This window comes from Nocardia sp. NPDC001965 (assembly GCF_053594175.1).
On the sequence record NZ_JBSFDZ010000003.1, the window covers coordinates 341098 to 355541 of the forward strand.

A 14444-nucleotide genomic window follows, 5' to 3' on the forward strand; every position below is an offset into this window, starting at 1 on the left:
CTACCCGGCCACCGGCTGCGGCGCGAATCGGTTCGCCGGCTTGGGCAGGCCGAAATGGTCGCGCAGCGTGGTCCCGGAATATTCGGTGCGGAACAGACCCCGCTGCCGGAGGATGGGCACGACGGTCTCGGTGAAGACCTCCAGCCCGCCGGGGTAGTAGGGCGGCATCACATTGAAACCGTCCGCGGCGCCGGAGCGGAACCATTCCTCGATCGTGTCGGCCACCTGCTCGGGCGTCCCGGCGAAGACCCGGTGCCCGCGGGCACCGGCCAGCCGGTGCAGCAGGCCGCGCAGGGTCGGCCGTTCCCGTGTGACGATACCGGCCACCACCTGCCGGCGGCTGGCCGAATTGTCGGTGACATCACCGGCGTCGGCGAACAATTCGGCCGGAACCGGTTCGTCGAGCCCGAGGTGCCGCAGAGATTCGTGCGCGAGGGATTCCAGCTGCGCGATCCCGTACTCGGGCACGGTGAGCTCGTTGAACTCCCGCTCGAGCTGCCTGGCCTCGGCCTCGGTACCCGCGATGAACGGGCTGATCCCGGGCAGGATCTTCACATGCTCGGGATCACGCCCGAATTCCGCCGCCCGTCGTTTGATATCGCCGTAGAACGCCTGTGCATCGTCGAGCCGCTGATGTGCCGTGAAGATCGCCTCCGCGTACCGGCCGGCGAAGGCACGCCCGTCGTTGGAGGCTCCGGCCTGCACCAGCACCGGATACCCCTGCGGAGTGCGCGCCGAGTTGAACGGTCCGCGCACCCGCAGATATTCGCCCGCGAAATCGATGGGATGGATCTTGTCCGGATCCGCGTACCTGCCCCCGGTGCGGTCCAGCAGGATCGCGTCGTCCTCCCAGCTGTCCCACAGCGCCGTGACCGCGTCGACGAATTCGCGGGCCCGGGCATAGCGTTCGGTGTGGCCGGGATGCCGGTCGAGTCCGAAATTGGCGGCGGCCAGATCGGTACCGGTGGTGACGATGTTCCAGCCGGCCCGGCCGCCGGAGATATGGTCCAGCGAGGAGAACAGCCGGGCCAGGTTGTACGGCTCGTAGTAGGTCGTGGACGCGGTGGCGATGAGCCCCAGATGAGTTGTCGCGGCGGCGATCGCGGTGAGCAGTGTGATCGGTTCGAGGCCGGGCGCCGCGTTGTAGGCGACATTGGTCCGTAGCGCCGGTCCGTCGGCGAAGAACACCGCGTCGAAGGTCGCGGCCTCGGCGGTGCGCGCGATCTCCTGGTAGTAGCCGACATCGTAGATCCGGTCCGGGCGGCTGTCCGGATGCCGCCAGGCCGCCTCGTGGTGCCCGGCCGGATAGATGAACGCGTTGAGACTCAGCCTGCGTGGTTCGGTCATCGTGAATCGTCCTCGTACGGAGTGGAATCGGTGGCCACACCGAGCGCGGTCAGGAGTTGTTCCCGGTAGTGGGTCACCGCTGGATCGCCGTGCCGGCGCGGCCGGGCCCGGTCGATGGACAGGTCGACCGCGATTCGGCCCTCGTCCAGAACCAGTACCCGATCGGCGAGCAGTACCGCCTCGTCCACATCGTGGGTGACCAGCAGTACTGCCGGGCGGTGCCGTGCGCACAGGTCCTGGAGCAGACCGTGCATCCGGATCCGGGTCAGCGCGTCCAGCGCGCCGAACGGTTCGTCGGCGAGCAACAGCGCCGGCTCGCGCACCAGTGACCGGGCCAGCGCCACTCGCTGCTGTTCACCGCCGGAAAGCTCGCGGGGCCACGCTTTCTCCCGCCCCGCCAGACCGACCTCGGCCAACGCGTCGCGGCCACGTTGCCCAGCTCCCGGACCGGTCAGGCCGAGAGTGACATTGTCGAGCACCCTGATCCACGGCAGCAGCCGGGAATCCTGGAACACCACCGACCGCTCCCGCGGAACGGTCAGTTCACCGTCGCCGGCGATATCGTGATCCAGCTCGCCGAGCGCACGCAGCAGCGTGCTCTTCCCGGAGCCACTGCGACCCAGCAGCGCCACGAACTCGCCCCGCGCGATATCGAGATCCACTCCGCGCAGGACGATCCGGTCACCGAAACCACGACGCAGACCGCGGACCCGCACGGTCAGTCCGACAGTGTCTGTCGCCATGCCAGCGCCCTCCGCTCGAGCGCGCGCACGGCCAGATCACCGAAAAGGCCGAGCAGACCGTAGATCACCAGCCCGACCACGATCACGTCGATCTGGCCGTAGGTACGCGCCTGGGTCATCAGATAGCCGATACCGCTGGTGGCGTTCACCTGTTCCACCACCACCAGGGCCAGCCAGGAGATGGTGACCGCCAGCCGCAGCCCGGTGAAGAAACCCGGCAGCGAACCGGGCAGCGCCACCCGGCGGATGAAACCCCACCGCGACAACCCGACCGTCTGCGCCAGCTCCACATAGCGGGCGTCGACCCCGCGCAGCGCGGCATGGGTGTTGATGTACACCGGCACCAGCACACTGGCGGTGATGACGATCAGCTTCATCTCCTCGCCGATCCCGAACCACACGATGAACAGCGGAATCAACGCGAGGGTCGGGATGGAACGCTTGATCTGCACCGGACCGTCGAGCAGCGCCTCGCCGACCCGGCTCAGACCGGAGACGAGCGCGAGCACCACACCGATCGAGACCCCGAGCACGAGACCGATCGCGGCCCGCTGCAGCGAGGTCAGCAGATTGGACTGCAGGGTGCCCTCGGCGATCAGATCACCGGCAGTCCGGGCCACATCCCACGGTGCCGGCAGCGTTTCGGCGTCGAGTGCACCCGACAGCGATCCGATCACCCAGGCGGCCAGCAGCAGCACCGGTCCCAGCGCGAAACCGAAGGGGATGGGCCGCCCGGGCCCGAGCCGGACCCGGCGACCGGCCCGGGCGGCCCGGCCCGGGGCCGCGAGCGGGGCGGAACCGACTCGCGCGCCCGCGGAGATATCCATGGTTGCCACTACCGTGTCTCCCGTTCGAATCGTGCCCCCACCGCAGGGACGGTCTCGGTGATCACCTGGTCGAAGCGGGTATCGAAACCGTCCTTCGCCTCGACCTCGCGCGGCAGCTGACCGGCCGCGTCGATAACGTCTACGGTCGCCTGCTGCGCGTCGATCAACTTCTGATCCAGATGCGGAAAGGTGAACTCCCCGAGCGAATCGACGATCCGGCCGGCATCCTCGGCGCTGAGCTTCTGATTCTCGATGTAGTAGATCCGGGCCCATTCGTCACGATGGGTGTTGCTCCAGTGGAACGACCGGACGAAGGCCCCCACCAGTGCGCGTAGCGCAGCCGATTTCGCCGGATCCTGGGTCGCTTCCCGGCGGGCGTACAGATATCCCAGCCCGAAATAGATGCCCTCGGTTTCCGAATCGGCGATTGCGGTGGCACCCGGAGTGCGCAGGAACCTGGTGAGCCGCGGCTCGTTCAGCGGCGCGATATCGACCTGTCCCGTCCGGACCGCATCGTTGAAATCTGCGAGCTTCAGGTTCACGAGCTCGACATCGGAGGTGTGCAGACCGGCCTTGTCGAGTGCCCGCAATACCGCGGCCTGCTGGGCGGTGCCCTCGGCGTAGGCGATCTTCTTACCTTTCAGATCCGTCAGCCGGGTCGCCGTCACACCCGGAGCGACAGCGAGTTTTATCCCGGCCGGATCGGTCTGGTAGGCGGCGATGATGGGGACATCCTGACCGGCGGCCAGCGCGTGGATCGGCGGCACATCACCCACGGGCGCCACATCGGCCGCGCCGGCCCGGAACGCCTCCAAGATCTCCGGACCGCCGATGAAATTCGCGAACTCCACCTTGAACGGCAATTTGTCCAGCTCACCGGATGCGCGCAGAGCAGTCTGGAATCGCTCCTGCTGATCGGCGACCACCAGGGTGGTGCCCGGTGGAACCGCGGTGGGCAGCGGCGTATCCAGGGCCGCCGCACCGGGGTCATTGCTGCTGGTGCACCCGGTAAGCGCCATACCGGCAGCGGCGACGGCGAGCAACATCGCGACCGGCCGGTAACGGAAACGCGCGGAAAGAGAACGAGAACGGTGCATATCGGCATTGAAACAACCCCACGGATGGGGGGGAATGATTAATAAGCCGGTGATCCGAACTGTGTCCATCGGCCCCGCCGTCGGCGAGCGGGTCGGATACCGCCGATCTCGTCACCCGGCCGGGCGGATCCGGCCCCCATGGGGTTGCTCCCAGCCCGCGGCGAGCCGGACACCGGTGCCCGGGTCGGTGATATCGCCGACGTAATACCACTCCATCCGCACCAGGTCGGACACGATCTCGACCACACCGTAACCGTGCGAGTCTATTTCCGTGTACCGGATATGCGGGTTGAGCGCACGTACCGAATTTTCCAGCGCCACCGATCCCGTGCGTGGCGCGGACGGCAGCATGTCCCCGATTCCGGGTGAGGTGACCGACGGGACCACGAACTCGGCGCCCGCGGTGGGCCCGGCCGGATAGCGGGCGGCCTCGAGCGGGACGTCGGCGGCCCAGGAGCTGTGGATATCCCCGGTCAGGAAGACGATATCGCCGGCGCCGCGATCGGTCAGGGCCCGGAGCAGCCGGTGCCGGTCGGCGGGATATCCGTCCCACTGGTCGACATTGGGCGCGAAGCCTTCTCGGGGGATACCGAAGACCTGGGTGATCGCCGCGGTGGTATCGGGGTCCAGTGGTGGAAAGGCCAGTGGTGCGATCATCACCGAATTGCCGACCACCTGCCAGCGTGCGGAACCCGAGACCAGACCCGCGGTGAGCCATTCCAGCTGGCGCGCACCGGTTATCGTGCGGGCCGGGTCGTCGGCCTCCCGGGTGCCCAGCGTAGGTTGCCGGTCCCGGTAACTGCGCAGGTCCAGCATGCAGAGTTCGGCGAGGGTGCCGAAACGCAGCCGCCGGTAGATCTGTGCTTCGCCCGCGCTGAACCGGATCCGGACCGGCATCCACTCCGCGTACGCGCGCATCGAGGCTGCCCGCCGATCGGGCCAGCTGCCCTCGGTGGCCGGGTCGTGGTTCTCCGCCCCGCCGGACCAGGCGTTGTTCGCGGACTCGTGATCGTCCCAGGTACAGACGAACGGGACCCGCGCGTGCAGCGCCATGAGGTCTGGATCGGTTTTGTACTGTGCGTGCCGGATCCGATAGTCGGCGAGCGAAACGATCTCGTGCGCCGGTTCGTGCCGCCGAACCGCCCCGGCACGGCCCCCGTGTGACCCGGCCGCGTATTCGTAGAGATAGTCACCCAGATGGATGACGGCATCGAGGTCGTCGCGGGCGGCGAGGTGACGGTAGGCGGCGAAATAGCCCGCCTCCCAGTTCGCGCAGGAGACCACTCCGAAACGCAGCCGGGCGGGGGCGGCCGAATTCGCGGGGGCGGTCCGGGTCCGGCCGGTCGGCGAGGTCTCACCGAGCGCCCGGAACCGGTAGAAGTAGTCGTGCGCCGGGGTCAGGCCACCGACATCCACCTTCACCGTGTGATCGGACTCCGCGTCCACGATCCGGGATCCAGCGGCGACCACACCGGTGAAATCGGGGTCGTCGGCGATCTCCCAGTGCACGGCGGCGGGCGCGCCGACACCTGAACCGGGCCCGGCATCCGGTCCCACGGTGACCCGAGTCCAGAGGATCACCCCGTCGGGTAGTGGGTCGCCGGAGGCGACGCCGTGCGCGAATACCGGGCCGGCCGCAGCCACGCCGGCCACCGGTAGGGCGGCCACGGCGGCGGTCACCGCTCCGGCCCGCAATACGGTCCGGCGGCCCAATGCGCCCGGGACCCCGATTTTCGAAACGATATCGTTTCCGCTCACGTGATCCGATCACAGCCGATGGAGCGGGAATCGGCAAGTCGGGCGTGTTCGGCGAGGCGTTTCTCCGGCTGATGCGCATCGACCGGGTCCGGCGAGATCGGAGGAAGCGGTGCCGGCCGAATCCGGCACGTGAGCAATTCCGGTGCGCCGGTATCGAGCACATGGGCGCAGTGCCGGTGCGGCCATCACGCCCTGCCGATCCACCACGGTGACCGGCCGTTCCGCGTCGGCTGCGCCGAACAGCACATTGTCCAGCCGGTAGTCGCCGTGCACGAGTCCGCGCGCATCGGTGTTACCGCGCCGGAGTGTCTGCGGGCGGTGGAACGAAAGATTTACTGTTGATTCGACAGGATGGCGTGTCGCCCGGGTCTCATGCCGCCTCGATCTCCGGCCGGCGGAGTTCGAGATTCAGCCGACAGGCGAGATAGCCGGCCGCCCAGGGGGCGAATTCGCAGGCGATCCAGGCGCCGTGCCGATCGTCGAGACCGAGTAGACGGCAGGCATGTCGCAGGTCGTCACGCATCCAGGTGACGTCGGCGTCGCGCTCGGTGGTGTCACTCATGGCCGCTCCGGTGGACTGGGGAATGAGAAAGGCGCGTTGGTCGGTTATCGCGATTGCGGCGCCGGACGTTTCGCAAACCGGGCCGATCGGTGGTGCGGCACACAGCGTTGCGTCAGTGGTGGGCGCCCGGATCCCGTTGTCCCGGGTGTTTCTGTTTACGTCGATACTGTTTTCCCGACGGGATCGGCCGGGCGGCGTTCGACGAGCGCTGCGCGTGCCGCCGGCGCCAGCCCGCCAGGCCCGGACGCTCTTCCGACTGCCCGGGTGAATCTCGAATTCGTGGTCGCATCAGGCAACCATCCGGATTCCACGTCCGCCACGCAACCGAATTCCGGTGTCGCCCGGCGGAGCGTCGGGCACGCGCGGGCGGGCGCGCTGCCGTCCCGCGTTCGGGCCCACCGGAAACACAGGGTTGACCACGGTGCCGGCTGCGGGCATGGTGAGCCGATGGCCGGTGACGAGGTCCGCTGCGGGGTTCCGGTGACGAACCTGGATCGACCACTGTTCGACGGAGCCGAGGCGACCAAGCGCGATCTGCTCGATTACCTCGAGGTGATCGGCGAGCGGCTGGTACGGGTACTGCGCGATCGGCCGCTGTCGGTGGTGCGGATACGGCCCGGACAGGATCCGTTCATGCAGAAGAACCTGCCGAAATACACCCCCGAGTGGGTTCGGCGGACCACCGTCTGGGCGGAGAGTTCGCGGCGCGAGATCGCCTATGCGCTGTGCGACGATATGCCGACACTGCTGTGGTTCGGTAATCAGCGCGCGGTGGAATACCACCCGATGCTGGTGGCCTCTGCTCGCGGCGCCGGCCCGACGCATCTCGTACTCGATCTCGACCCGTCGCCCGGACAGACGTTCCGGCACGCGGCGGAGGCGGCGAAACTGGTTCGGGCGGTGCTGGCGGGGTCCGGAATGGCCGGTGCGGTGAAGACGAGCGGTGCCAAAGGCGCACACGTATTCGTCCCGATCGAACCCGGTACCCGCCCCGAGGACGCGGCGGCGGCCACCCGTGCGATCGCCGCCCGGGCCGAGCGCCTCGATCCCGCGTTCGCCACCACCGCGTTCATCAAGGACGACCGCGGCGGCAGAGTTTTCCTCGACCCCACCCGCACCGGTGGCGCGACCGTGGTCGCGGCCTACAGTCCGCGTGCCCGTCCGGGTGTTCCCGTATCGTTCCCGCTCGACTGGTCCGACCTCGACGATGTGACGCCGACGGATTTCACCGTGCGCACCGCGCCTGCCCTACTGGCCGACACTGATCCCTGGGCAGCCGCCATGCCCGGCCCGCAGGCGATCCCGGCCGATCTGGTCGCGGAGGGCCATACGATTCCCGTGCCCCGGGTGCAGGCTATGCACGAGGGCAGACGTCGCGCTCGCGCTCGCCGCGCCACCTGATATCCGGGGCCCCCGGCCCATCCCCGCTCATTCCTGGATCGCCCTGCCGTGGCGGCGTTCGTACGCCAGCCGATCGTCGGCGCGCCGCCGCTGTCGCGCGGCGTCGGCCAGTTCGGGGTCGAGCCCGTGCTCGACGAGGCGATGGCGGCGGTAGACGTACACGAGGGCGACGGCGAAATAGGCGATCGGCAGGTAGAGCAGGCTCATCATGGCCAGGTGCATCCACAACGGTCCAGGCAGCAGCAGGAACAGGCACAGCGGCGCAATGACCGGCAGCAGGAAACGCAGCAGGTAGCGACGGGTGGCTCCGGGACCGGTGAGGTCGTCGACCACCCAGCCGGTCAGCGAAGCCGGCAGGGTCGCGCCGCAGATGTAGCGGATCCGCTGTACGGAGGTCGGTGCGGTTCGTGCGGGCATCGGCTGCTCCCTCGACTCCCGGTGAGCGTCGAACGGCTCACCCTCTTCCAGTTGCGCGATAATATATCGCACACTAACTAATTGTGTACGATGTGTCATCGGTGCCGACCGCTACCGATCCCGTCCGTATCATCCGATCGGATACCACGTGGAGAGGTGTACATGGACAGCGTGACCGAGGATCCGCTGCGGCTGGAGCGGCAGGTGTGCTTCGCGCTGGCGCTGGCGAACCGCGCCGTCCTGGCGATCTACCGGCCCCTGCTGGAGCCGATGAAGCTCACCCATCCGCAATACCTGGTCATGCTCGCACTGTGGGGCGACGCCCCACTGTCGGTCAAAGAGATCGGCGAACTGCTCCAGCTGGATTCGCCGACGCTGTCCCCGCTGCTCAAACGCCTCGAAGCCCTGGACTACATCACCCGCAACCGCGATCCCCGCGACGAACGCAATCTGGTCGTCGACCTCACCCCCGCCGGGCGCGCTCTCCGCGCCGAAGCCGAGAAGATACCGCCCGCGGTGGTCGAACGACTGGGTCTGGATCCGGACGATCTCGCGGAACTGCACGGCGTCCTGACCCGAGTGAATCGGGCGGCCCGCCGGTAGAAGCGGACGCGCCGGGGCTGGGGCCCGCGCCTTCGGGCGCCGATGAACTCGTCTGCCCGGCGGAATTCGTGACTACCACGTCCCTGTCGCGCGGCACAATGCGGCAGGGACGAGTGGGAACAGGCCGGAGCCCTGGCCCGCCACGTTTCCCCGAGAGATGAGGCTTCCACTTGGGAAAGCGGGACCTGCTATTCGCAGGCGACTCCGTCGCGGTCCCTGTCGAGTTTCGTGCTGTACCCGGGCTCACCCTTGTACAGCGGCGCGGCGCCGGCGGCCCGGACCGCGTCACAGTCCGGGTAGGAAACTCTGGACGGTGCGGGTGCAGGAGGTGTGGGCGGGGCGAGTGCAGGTGCGGGCGGTGTGGGTGTGGGTGGTACGACGATGGTGGGTTCGGGCGTCCACACCGGCGGGGGAGGAGGTGCCGGCGCGGCGGAAGCCTCCGGTCCGACCGGTGCCGGAATGGATGCCGTCGCGATCTCCGGCGCGGTCGGAGGCGAAACAGCGGGGCTCGCCGGACCCGGTGATCCGGCAGTGGCCGGTGCCAGCATCGGTTCTACGTGCGTCAAGCCGGTGGATCGAAAGGAGACCCGTCTCTTGCGCAGCGCGCGTCTTCGGGTGGCAGCAGGCCGGTGAACAAGTACTCCCGTTTGACCCGCTCGGTGCAGGTGCTCGGTACATACATGCTGCTGTGCCCGATTCCCTCGGTCACCACGACCCGCGCGTCGGCCAGCTGCGCGGCACCGGCCTCGGCTCCGGGCAGCGGTGTGGCCGGATCGAATGTGCTGTTGAGCACCAGAATCGGTGCGGCCGTGCGCCTGTTCCACGGCCCGGTATAGCGGTCGGCATCGTGCCCTTGCCAGAACGCGCAGGTGATGCTGCTGAAAACGGCGATCCGTCCGAAATACGGTACCCGCTGATCTTCCGAGGCCGCGGCGCGACTGTATACCGCCGGATCGGTCGGGACAGTGCTGTCACTGCACTGGATCGCGTGATACGCCTCGGTGCGGTTGCCGACATAGGATGCGCTGACCGGCTGCAATCCGGGAACAGCGGTACCCGCGTCGAACAACATCTGCAGCAGTTCCGCGAGCGCCCGGAAACCGGAGGGCTGCGAAAGACCGGCGGCCGCGTTGACGATGTCGGAATAAGTCCACATCCGGCCGTCCGCGCCGATCGGGGCCAGCCGGGCACGCTCGGCCAGAGCGGTCCATTTCAGCCGGGGATCCCCGGCCGAGAACGCGCAATTCGGACCGGCTTCCGAACACTGGCGCAGAAAAGCATCGAACGCGGCTGCGATACCGTCGGCGACGTTCTGCCGCGTATCCAGCGGCAGCACGGTGCCCTGCCCCTCGTGCCCCTCGATATTGCCCTCGAAGTCCAGCGAACCGTCGAACACCATGGCCCGAACCCGGCCGGGGAACATGTTCGCGTACACCGCGCCGACCTGGGTCCCGTAGGAAATGCCGTGATAGGTGAGCCCGGGGTCGCCGACAGCGCGCCGCAGCAGATCGAGATCGCGCGCGGTATCGCCGGTCGACGAATGGTTCAGGATCGGTCCCGCCTGCCGCGCGCAATGGTCGGCGAACTGCGCGGACCAGTCGTAGAACGGCGCCTCCTCGCCCGGAACGGCGGGCATCGGCGGCATAGAAGTGAGGAATGCCGACTGTTCGGCCTCCGTGGAAAAACACCGCACCGCGGCGCTGCGCCCGACCGCCCGCGTATCCCACGAGACCACATCGAACCGCGCCCGCAGGTCATCGGAGAACAGCCACGGCCAGCGCGCCCGCTCCCGCAACCGGTCGACACCGGACGCACCGGGTCCCCCGAAGTTCACGAACAAGGTCCCGATCCGCCGTCCCGGATCGGTGGCGGGCAGCTTGATCACCGCCAGTTCGATCTGCTCACCCCGCGCCTGGTTGTAGTCCAGCGGCACCTTTGCCGTCGAACACTGGAACCCGTCCTGGCAGTCCGACCACTCCAGTACCGGAGTCTCCGCGGATTCGGCCAGACGATCGAGATAGGCATCGGCGCCACCCTCGGCCGATACCGGAGCCGGTAAAGCGATGACGCCGACTCCGACCGCGAATGCGAGAACCACCCGCCGGACCCGACGAAAACCGTTGGCTCCGACACGCAATTTCACTCCAGAGCCCTTCGTGTGCACACTTCGACGAACCGAATGATCCTGTCACACGCACAGATCCGAAATCGAGCGCGGCCGGTTCGCGGCACGGCGGAAGCGGCCGCGCACGATCCTGCGGAGCCGGTCGGCGAGCGCCCCCACCACGATTTACCTCAGCCGGCCGAGGGGGCTCGCCGCCGCGTCCATGCGAGTGAGCCCGGTCGAAACGGTGGCCCGGGGTGGTCGGCAACGCCTCCGTCGGCGTCGGACTGCGTCCGCATCCATGGTCTGTCGAGCATGGGTTCGGTTGACAGCCAGGGGCTGACCCCTTCCTCGGGTCTGGCATCTCCGGCGTGCCGGTGTTCGACCCGACAGCTCGGAATCTGAACGGGAACATAGACTCTCGAACAACCTACAAAGCCCTCGAACGTGATCTCGAGGGCTGGTCGATCAAGGGGTTGTGAGAAGCTGATGAGCAGTCTCGGGTGCCCGTTCTGCGCGGTCGTGGCCGGTGAAGATCCCAGGGTTCGTGAGATCTATCGCGACGAACATACGGTCGCATTCTTTCCACTGGAGCCTGCGACCCACGGACACACTCTCGTTGTCCCGACGAGGCACGTTCCCGACGTCTGGGGACTGTTGGAGACAGAGTTGTTGCCGTTGGCGCACACGACAATGAAAGTCGCCCAAGCGATCCGGACAGCACTGGCACCCGAGGGGCTCAACGTCATACAGTCGAACGGCCGGGCTGCGACCCAAACAGTGGAGCACCTCCACATTCATCTGGTTCCGCGATGGTATGAGGATCGAATACCGGAGATCTGGCCTGCAGGGACCGACGAAACAGAGCAGACCTTGGATCAGGCCGCACTCGACATCGAGGCCGCTCTCACCCGCAGCCACCTGAACGTATCCGCGGAAGACCGCCGCCAGCACCTTGCGTTTATCCAGTCGGTTGTGGCGCGGATGTCCCAGGCATCTGCGACATCAAAAGCCTGGGTTCTACCTATCGTGACCGCCGCTTACGGCTTCGCCGTCACGAAGGACTCACCTCCGACGGCTCTACTGGGCGTGTTGGCTGTCCTGGTCTTCGGGGTACTGGACGCCAACTACCTCAAGCAGGAACGTGCGTTCCGTGCTCTGTACGACAAGGCCGCTCGTGGTGGAGATATCCCGGCCTTCGCCATGAACACATCGCTCGCTGCCACCGAGGCAGACCAGAGTAACTACTGGCCCGACGGCCGAGACCTTCGATCGTGGGCCGTCGCACCCGTCTATGGTCCGTTGCTGGTTGCAGGAATAACGATCGCGGCCCTGTGTCAGTGGGTGTGGTGAGCAATGCCCAGTGGTGGCGCATTGAGACGATTGGTCCGAGTGGTCTCGAACACAAGAGTTCCGGCGCGCGGGTGGTCGGGAGATCGACTTCGGCTGGCAGGGCGTAATCAGAGCACGCCCAGGAAGAGCTGTCCGACATGAGCAATCATTTGTGGGCAGTCGATATTCAGGCGGCATCGAGCGCGGGCCTGGTAGAGCGAGAACGCGTCAGCCCGATCGCTCCGCGCGATCTACCGACCGCAGTGGTATCGCCGATCGCGTCGGAATCGCAAGCGGCGCTGTCCTGGAGGTGGGATCTCGACGGTGACGGCCTCTCATGGAACATCGGTGCAGCGATCACCTTCGCGATCGAAATCGGCCTCGAGCACCTCTTCATAGACGTCGTGTCCGTTGACCAATCGTTGCCTGACCACGAGCTCATAGCGGCCGTTGCCGACTTTACAGCTCTCTTTGGTTCGCTCAGGGTCCTCGCTGCTTATGACGAAGTCGAGAGGAGAGGGTCTCGTGACTTCCTGAGGGTGATGCGCCGACCCTGGATCGCTCTGGAGATATCGCATATGCGACGCAGCAGGCAACCCGTGCACTATGTCGCCCATGTGAGCGATCAGGGAGCGGCCGAGTCGTTCGGATTCAGACATATGGCGGAGCGAATTTGGTCGACCAGCTTCGCGAACTCAATCCTCTATGTACTTGTCGGCCACAACGACATGCATCGGACCGACGAGCTGAGATTCATCGTCCCCGAATACTTCGACGTCCTGTCGAACATCGTGCATCTGCTCACGCGCACGGACTCGTTGCTGCTGGCGGCTCTGCTCGCGCAGACAGCGGATGGCTCGATTGATTGGAGGGTGAACGGGGACATCAACATCAGAGACTGCAGATTCGACAGACTGGAGTTGATGCGAACCGACGGAAGTCCCGGTTTTTGGAGCAACTGGAACATTCTGCTGGACGGTACCCATGTCGGAGTCTGGAGCGAGAAGGACTACGTCCGAGACGGCGGATCACGACGAAAGTTGGCACCGGTCACGATGTTGGAGGACGTGCTCCGGGCGAAGCTGGGAGTCGCGATTGCCCGTCGCAGCCCCGGCATGGAGACCGCTCGGTACAAATCTAGGGTCGCGGACGTGGAGCTGGACCGACTCGAGATTGTCGACCTGACCGATCGGTGTGACACACGCAGAAATCGTCGACAAGGCAGTTGACATCGTCACCTGTCAACCCGACCCCGACCGTCCACCGGCACGATCAGTGAGTGCGTTGTCGCTGCCAGACCACCCCCGGCCCGGGTGACATGAAGGACAAGGGGACCAAAGGAAAGAGGGCCCGACCGATTCCGATCATCGAGGAGGTTCGCCCGGTGGTCCTTCGTCGAATGAACGCCGCGTGGGCACGCATCACTGCGGACACGGCGCTCGCGGAGGCCGACGAGGACACACGCCACGATGCGTTCATGCGGGCGCGGTTGTTCGTCGGCCCGCGCGGCGGCCGGATCGCGACCGGTGTCCTGCGGAAGGCGACGCACTGGGACGAGGTGGTTACGACGCTGGGTTTCGAGCACCTGCGTCGCACGATCTGCGGCATACCGGTCTGACCTGGTTCGGCCGACGCCGGCGTGCCGTTGCACCGGCTGCAGCGGATCGCCGGGCACACGGATCCACGCATCACCCAGCGGTACCTGCACCCCGATCTGGACGAGCTGCGCGGCGACGGTGACCGACTGTCACGCTTCCTGGCCGCCCCTGGTCAAAGCCCTGCGACGGCCCGGCAGGGCCGAGATGGTCCCAAATTGGTCCCAAAACTCCGATTGGTGGAACAAGAGAAAACCCCTTCCCATGCAGGTGGGAAGGGGTTTCTCGATGGTCGGGCTGACAGGATTTGAACCTGCGACCACTTGACCCCCAGTCAAGTGCGCTACCAAACTGCGCCACAGCCCGTTGCGCCTCATGTTGTGGCGCCCGATGAGATTACCTCAGAGGGGTTCGAGAGTGGAAATCGGCTGGTCACGGCGTGTGCTGCGCATCAAGGTCGTCCCGGCCGGTCGGCATCGAGCCGGTCGGAGACCAGTTACCGAACTTCTTCGATCAGCGGAACGTGCCCGTGCGCGGTTTCGAAGTCGCCGCGGTCGCGGTGTCGAGTACCGGGATCGACGGCGCCGACCGAAGATGACGTCGAATTTCGTCGATGATCGGTTTCGACCTCGCCGGGCGACGCCGGAATTCTCCGGCG

Annotated in this window: 14 protein-coding genes and 1 tRNA gene; 5 read left to right on the forward strand and 10 right to left on the reverse strand. The window is 66.7% G+C overall.

Translation table 11 applies throughout. The features are described 5' to 3' along the window. The 6 genes from ACWCPQ_RS08100 to ACWCPQ_RS08125 form a co-directional block, all read right to left on the reverse strand. The gene (locus ACWCPQ_RS08100) at positions 1–1347 is read right to left on the reverse strand and encodes an LLM class flavin-dependent oxidoreductase (RefSeq protein ID WP_449896087.1); all 1347 of its coding nucleotides are present in this window, start codon (positions 1345–1347) and stop codon (positions 1–3) included. Then, the gene (locus tag ACWCPQ_RS08105; RefSeq protein ID WP_449896089.1) at positions 1344–2090 is read right to left on the reverse strand and encodes an ABC transporter ATP-binding protein; all 747 of its coding nucleotides are present in this window, start codon (positions 2088–2090) and stop codon (positions 1344–1346) included. Before ACWCPQ_RS08105 ends, ACWCPQ_RS08100 begins: the two co-directional genes overlap by 4 nt. Then, positions 2066–2917, reverse strand: coding sequence for an ABC transporter permease (locus tag ACWCPQ_RS08110; RefSeq protein WP_449896235.1), 852 nt, complete (start codon positions 2915–2917; stop codon positions 2066–2068). The genes ACWCPQ_RS08105 and ACWCPQ_RS08110 overlap by 25 nt, the downstream gene beginning before the upstream one ends. An 8-nt stretch (positions 2918–2925) precedes the next feature. Beyond that, positions 2926–4014, reverse strand: a complete 1089-nt coding sequence (locus tag ACWCPQ_RS08115) for an ABC transporter substrate-binding protein (RefSeq protein ID WP_449896091.1) — start codon at positions 4012–4014, stop codon at positions 2926–2928. 111 nt (positions 4015–4125) lie between these two features. Next, positions 4126–5772, reverse strand: a complete 1647-nt coding sequence (locus ACWCPQ_RS08120) for an alkaline phosphatase D family protein (protein ID WP_449896093.1) — start codon at positions 5770–5772, stop codon at positions 4126–4128. A gap of 370 nt (positions 5773–6142) precedes the next feature. Continuing rightward, positions 6143–6334, reverse strand: a complete 192-nt coding sequence (locus tag ACWCPQ_RS08125; RefSeq protein WP_449896095.1) for a hypothetical protein — start codon at positions 6332–6334, stop codon at positions 6143–6145. 447 nt (positions 6335–6781) lie between these two features. Between ACWCPQ_RS08125 and ACWCPQ_RS08130 the strand changes: the two genes are divergently transcribed. Further along, the gene (locus tag ACWCPQ_RS08130) at positions 6782–7735 is read left to right on the forward strand and encodes a DNA polymerase domain-containing protein (RefSeq protein ID WP_449896097.1); all 954 of its coding nucleotides are present in this window, start codon (positions 6782–6784) and stop codon (positions 7733–7735) included. Between the two features lie 27 nt (positions 7736–7762). On the opposite strand, the gene ACWCPQ_RS08135 is transcribed toward ACWCPQ_RS08130, so the two are convergent. After that, positions 7763–8152, reverse strand: coding sequence for a DUF5313 family protein (locus ACWCPQ_RS08135; RefSeq protein ID WP_449896099.1), 390 nt, complete (start codon positions 8150–8152; stop codon positions 7763–7765). Between the two features lie 162 nt (positions 8153–8314). On the opposite strand from ACWCPQ_RS08135, the gene ACWCPQ_RS08140 reads away from it, so the two are divergent. Beyond that, positions 8315–8755, forward strand: coding sequence for a MarR family winged helix-turn-helix transcriptional regulator (locus ACWCPQ_RS08140; protein ID WP_449896101.1), 441 nt, complete (start codon positions 8315–8317; stop codon positions 8753–8755). Between the two features lie 188 nt (positions 8756–8943). On the opposite strand, the gene ACWCPQ_RS08145 is transcribed toward ACWCPQ_RS08140, so the two are convergent. Together ACWCPQ_RS08145 and ACWCPQ_RS08150 are read right to left on the reverse strand one after the other, a co-directional pair. After that, positions 8944–9303 carry an excalibur calcium-binding domain-containing protein gene (locus ACWCPQ_RS08145; RefSeq protein ID WP_449896237.1) on the reverse strand — a complete coding sequence of 120 codons (360 nt, stop codon included), beginning with the start codon at positions 9301–9303 and terminating at the stop codon, positions 8944–8946. Between the two features lie 14 nt (positions 9304–9317). Further along, a complete protein-coding gene (locus ACWCPQ_RS08150) occupies positions 9318–10853 on the reverse strand; it encodes an alpha/beta hydrolase (protein ID WP_449896103.1) in 1536 nt (511 codons plus the stop codon). Between the two features lie 495 nt (positions 10854–11348). Between ACWCPQ_RS08150 and ACWCPQ_RS08155 the strand changes: the two genes are divergently transcribed. The 3 genes from ACWCPQ_RS08155 to ACWCPQ_RS08165 all read left to right on the forward strand — a co-directional run bounded on the left by ACWCPQ_RS08155 (position 11349) and on the right by ACWCPQ_RS08165 (position 13809). Next, positions 11349–12212 (forward strand): HIT family protein, encoded by an 864-nt coding sequence (locus tag ACWCPQ_RS08155; RefSeq protein WP_449896105.1) that lies wholly within the window; start codon positions 11349–11351, stop codon positions 12210–12212. A gap of 137 nt (positions 12213–12349) precedes the next feature. Continuing rightward, complete coding sequence (locus ACWCPQ_RS08160; protein ID WP_449896107.1) at positions 12350–13420, forward strand: hypothetical protein; 1071 nt, start codon at positions 12350–12352, stop codon at positions 13418–13420. Between the two features lie 155 nt (positions 13421–13575). After that, positions 13576–13809, forward strand: a complete 234-nt coding sequence (locus ACWCPQ_RS08165; protein WP_449896109.1) for a hypothetical protein — start codon at positions 13576–13578, stop codon at positions 13807–13809. Positions 13810–14075: 266 nt separating this feature from the next. On the opposite strand, the gene ACWCPQ_RS08170 is transcribed toward ACWCPQ_RS08165, so the two are convergent. Then, positions 14076–14152 (reverse strand) — tRNA-Pro (locus ACWCPQ_RS08170). Positions 14153–14444: the final 292 nt, after the last annotated feature.

Excerpts from the sequence above, each read along its gene's own strand:
- ACWCPQ_RS08145 (WP_449896237.1), bottom strand. The coding sequence starts at position 9,303 with ATGCTGGCACCGGCCACTGCCGGATCACCGGGTCCGGCGAGCCCCGCT.
- ACWCPQ_RS08160 (WP_449896107.1), top strand. The coding sequence starts at position 12,350 with ATGAGCAATCATTTGTGGGCAGTCGATATTCAGGCGGCATCGAGCGCG.
- ACWCPQ_RS08125 (WP_449896095.1), bottom strand. The coding sequence starts at position 6,334 with ATGAGTGACACCACCGAGCGCGACGCCGACGTCACCTGGATGCGTGAC.
- ACWCPQ_RS08140 (WP_449896101.1), top strand. The coding sequence starts at position 8,315 with ATGGACAGCGTGACCGAGGATCCGCTGCGGCTGGAGCGGCAGGTGTGC.
- ACWCPQ_RS08130 (WP_449896097.1), top strand. The coding sequence starts at position 6,782 with ATGGCCGGTGACGAGGTCCGCTGCGGGGTTCCGGTGACGAACCTGGAT.
- ACWCPQ_RS08155 (WP_449896105.1), top strand. The coding sequence starts at position 11,349 with ATGAGCAGTCTCGGGTGCCCGTTCTGCGCGGTCGTGGCCGGTGAAGAT.
- ACWCPQ_RS08105 (WP_449896089.1), bottom strand. The coding sequence starts at position 2,090 with ATGGCGACAGACACTGTCGGACTGACCGTGCGGGTCCGCGGTCTGCGT.
- ACWCPQ_RS08115 (WP_449896091.1), bottom strand. The coding sequence starts at position 4,014 with ATGCACCGTTCTCGTTCTCTTTCCGCGCGTTTCCGTTACCGGCCGGTC.
- ACWCPQ_RS08100 (WP_449896087.1), bottom strand. The coding sequence starts at position 1,347 with ATGACCGAACCACGCAGGCTGAGTCTCAACGCGTTCATCTATCCGGCC.
- ACWCPQ_RS08110 (WP_449896235.1), bottom strand. The coding sequence starts at position 2,917 with ATGGATATCTCCGCGGGCGCGCGAGTCGGTTCCGCCCCGCTCGCGGCC.
- ACWCPQ_RS08135 (WP_449896099.1), bottom strand. The coding sequence starts at position 8,152 with ATGCCCGCACGAACCGCACCGACCTCCGTACAGCGGATCCGCTACATC.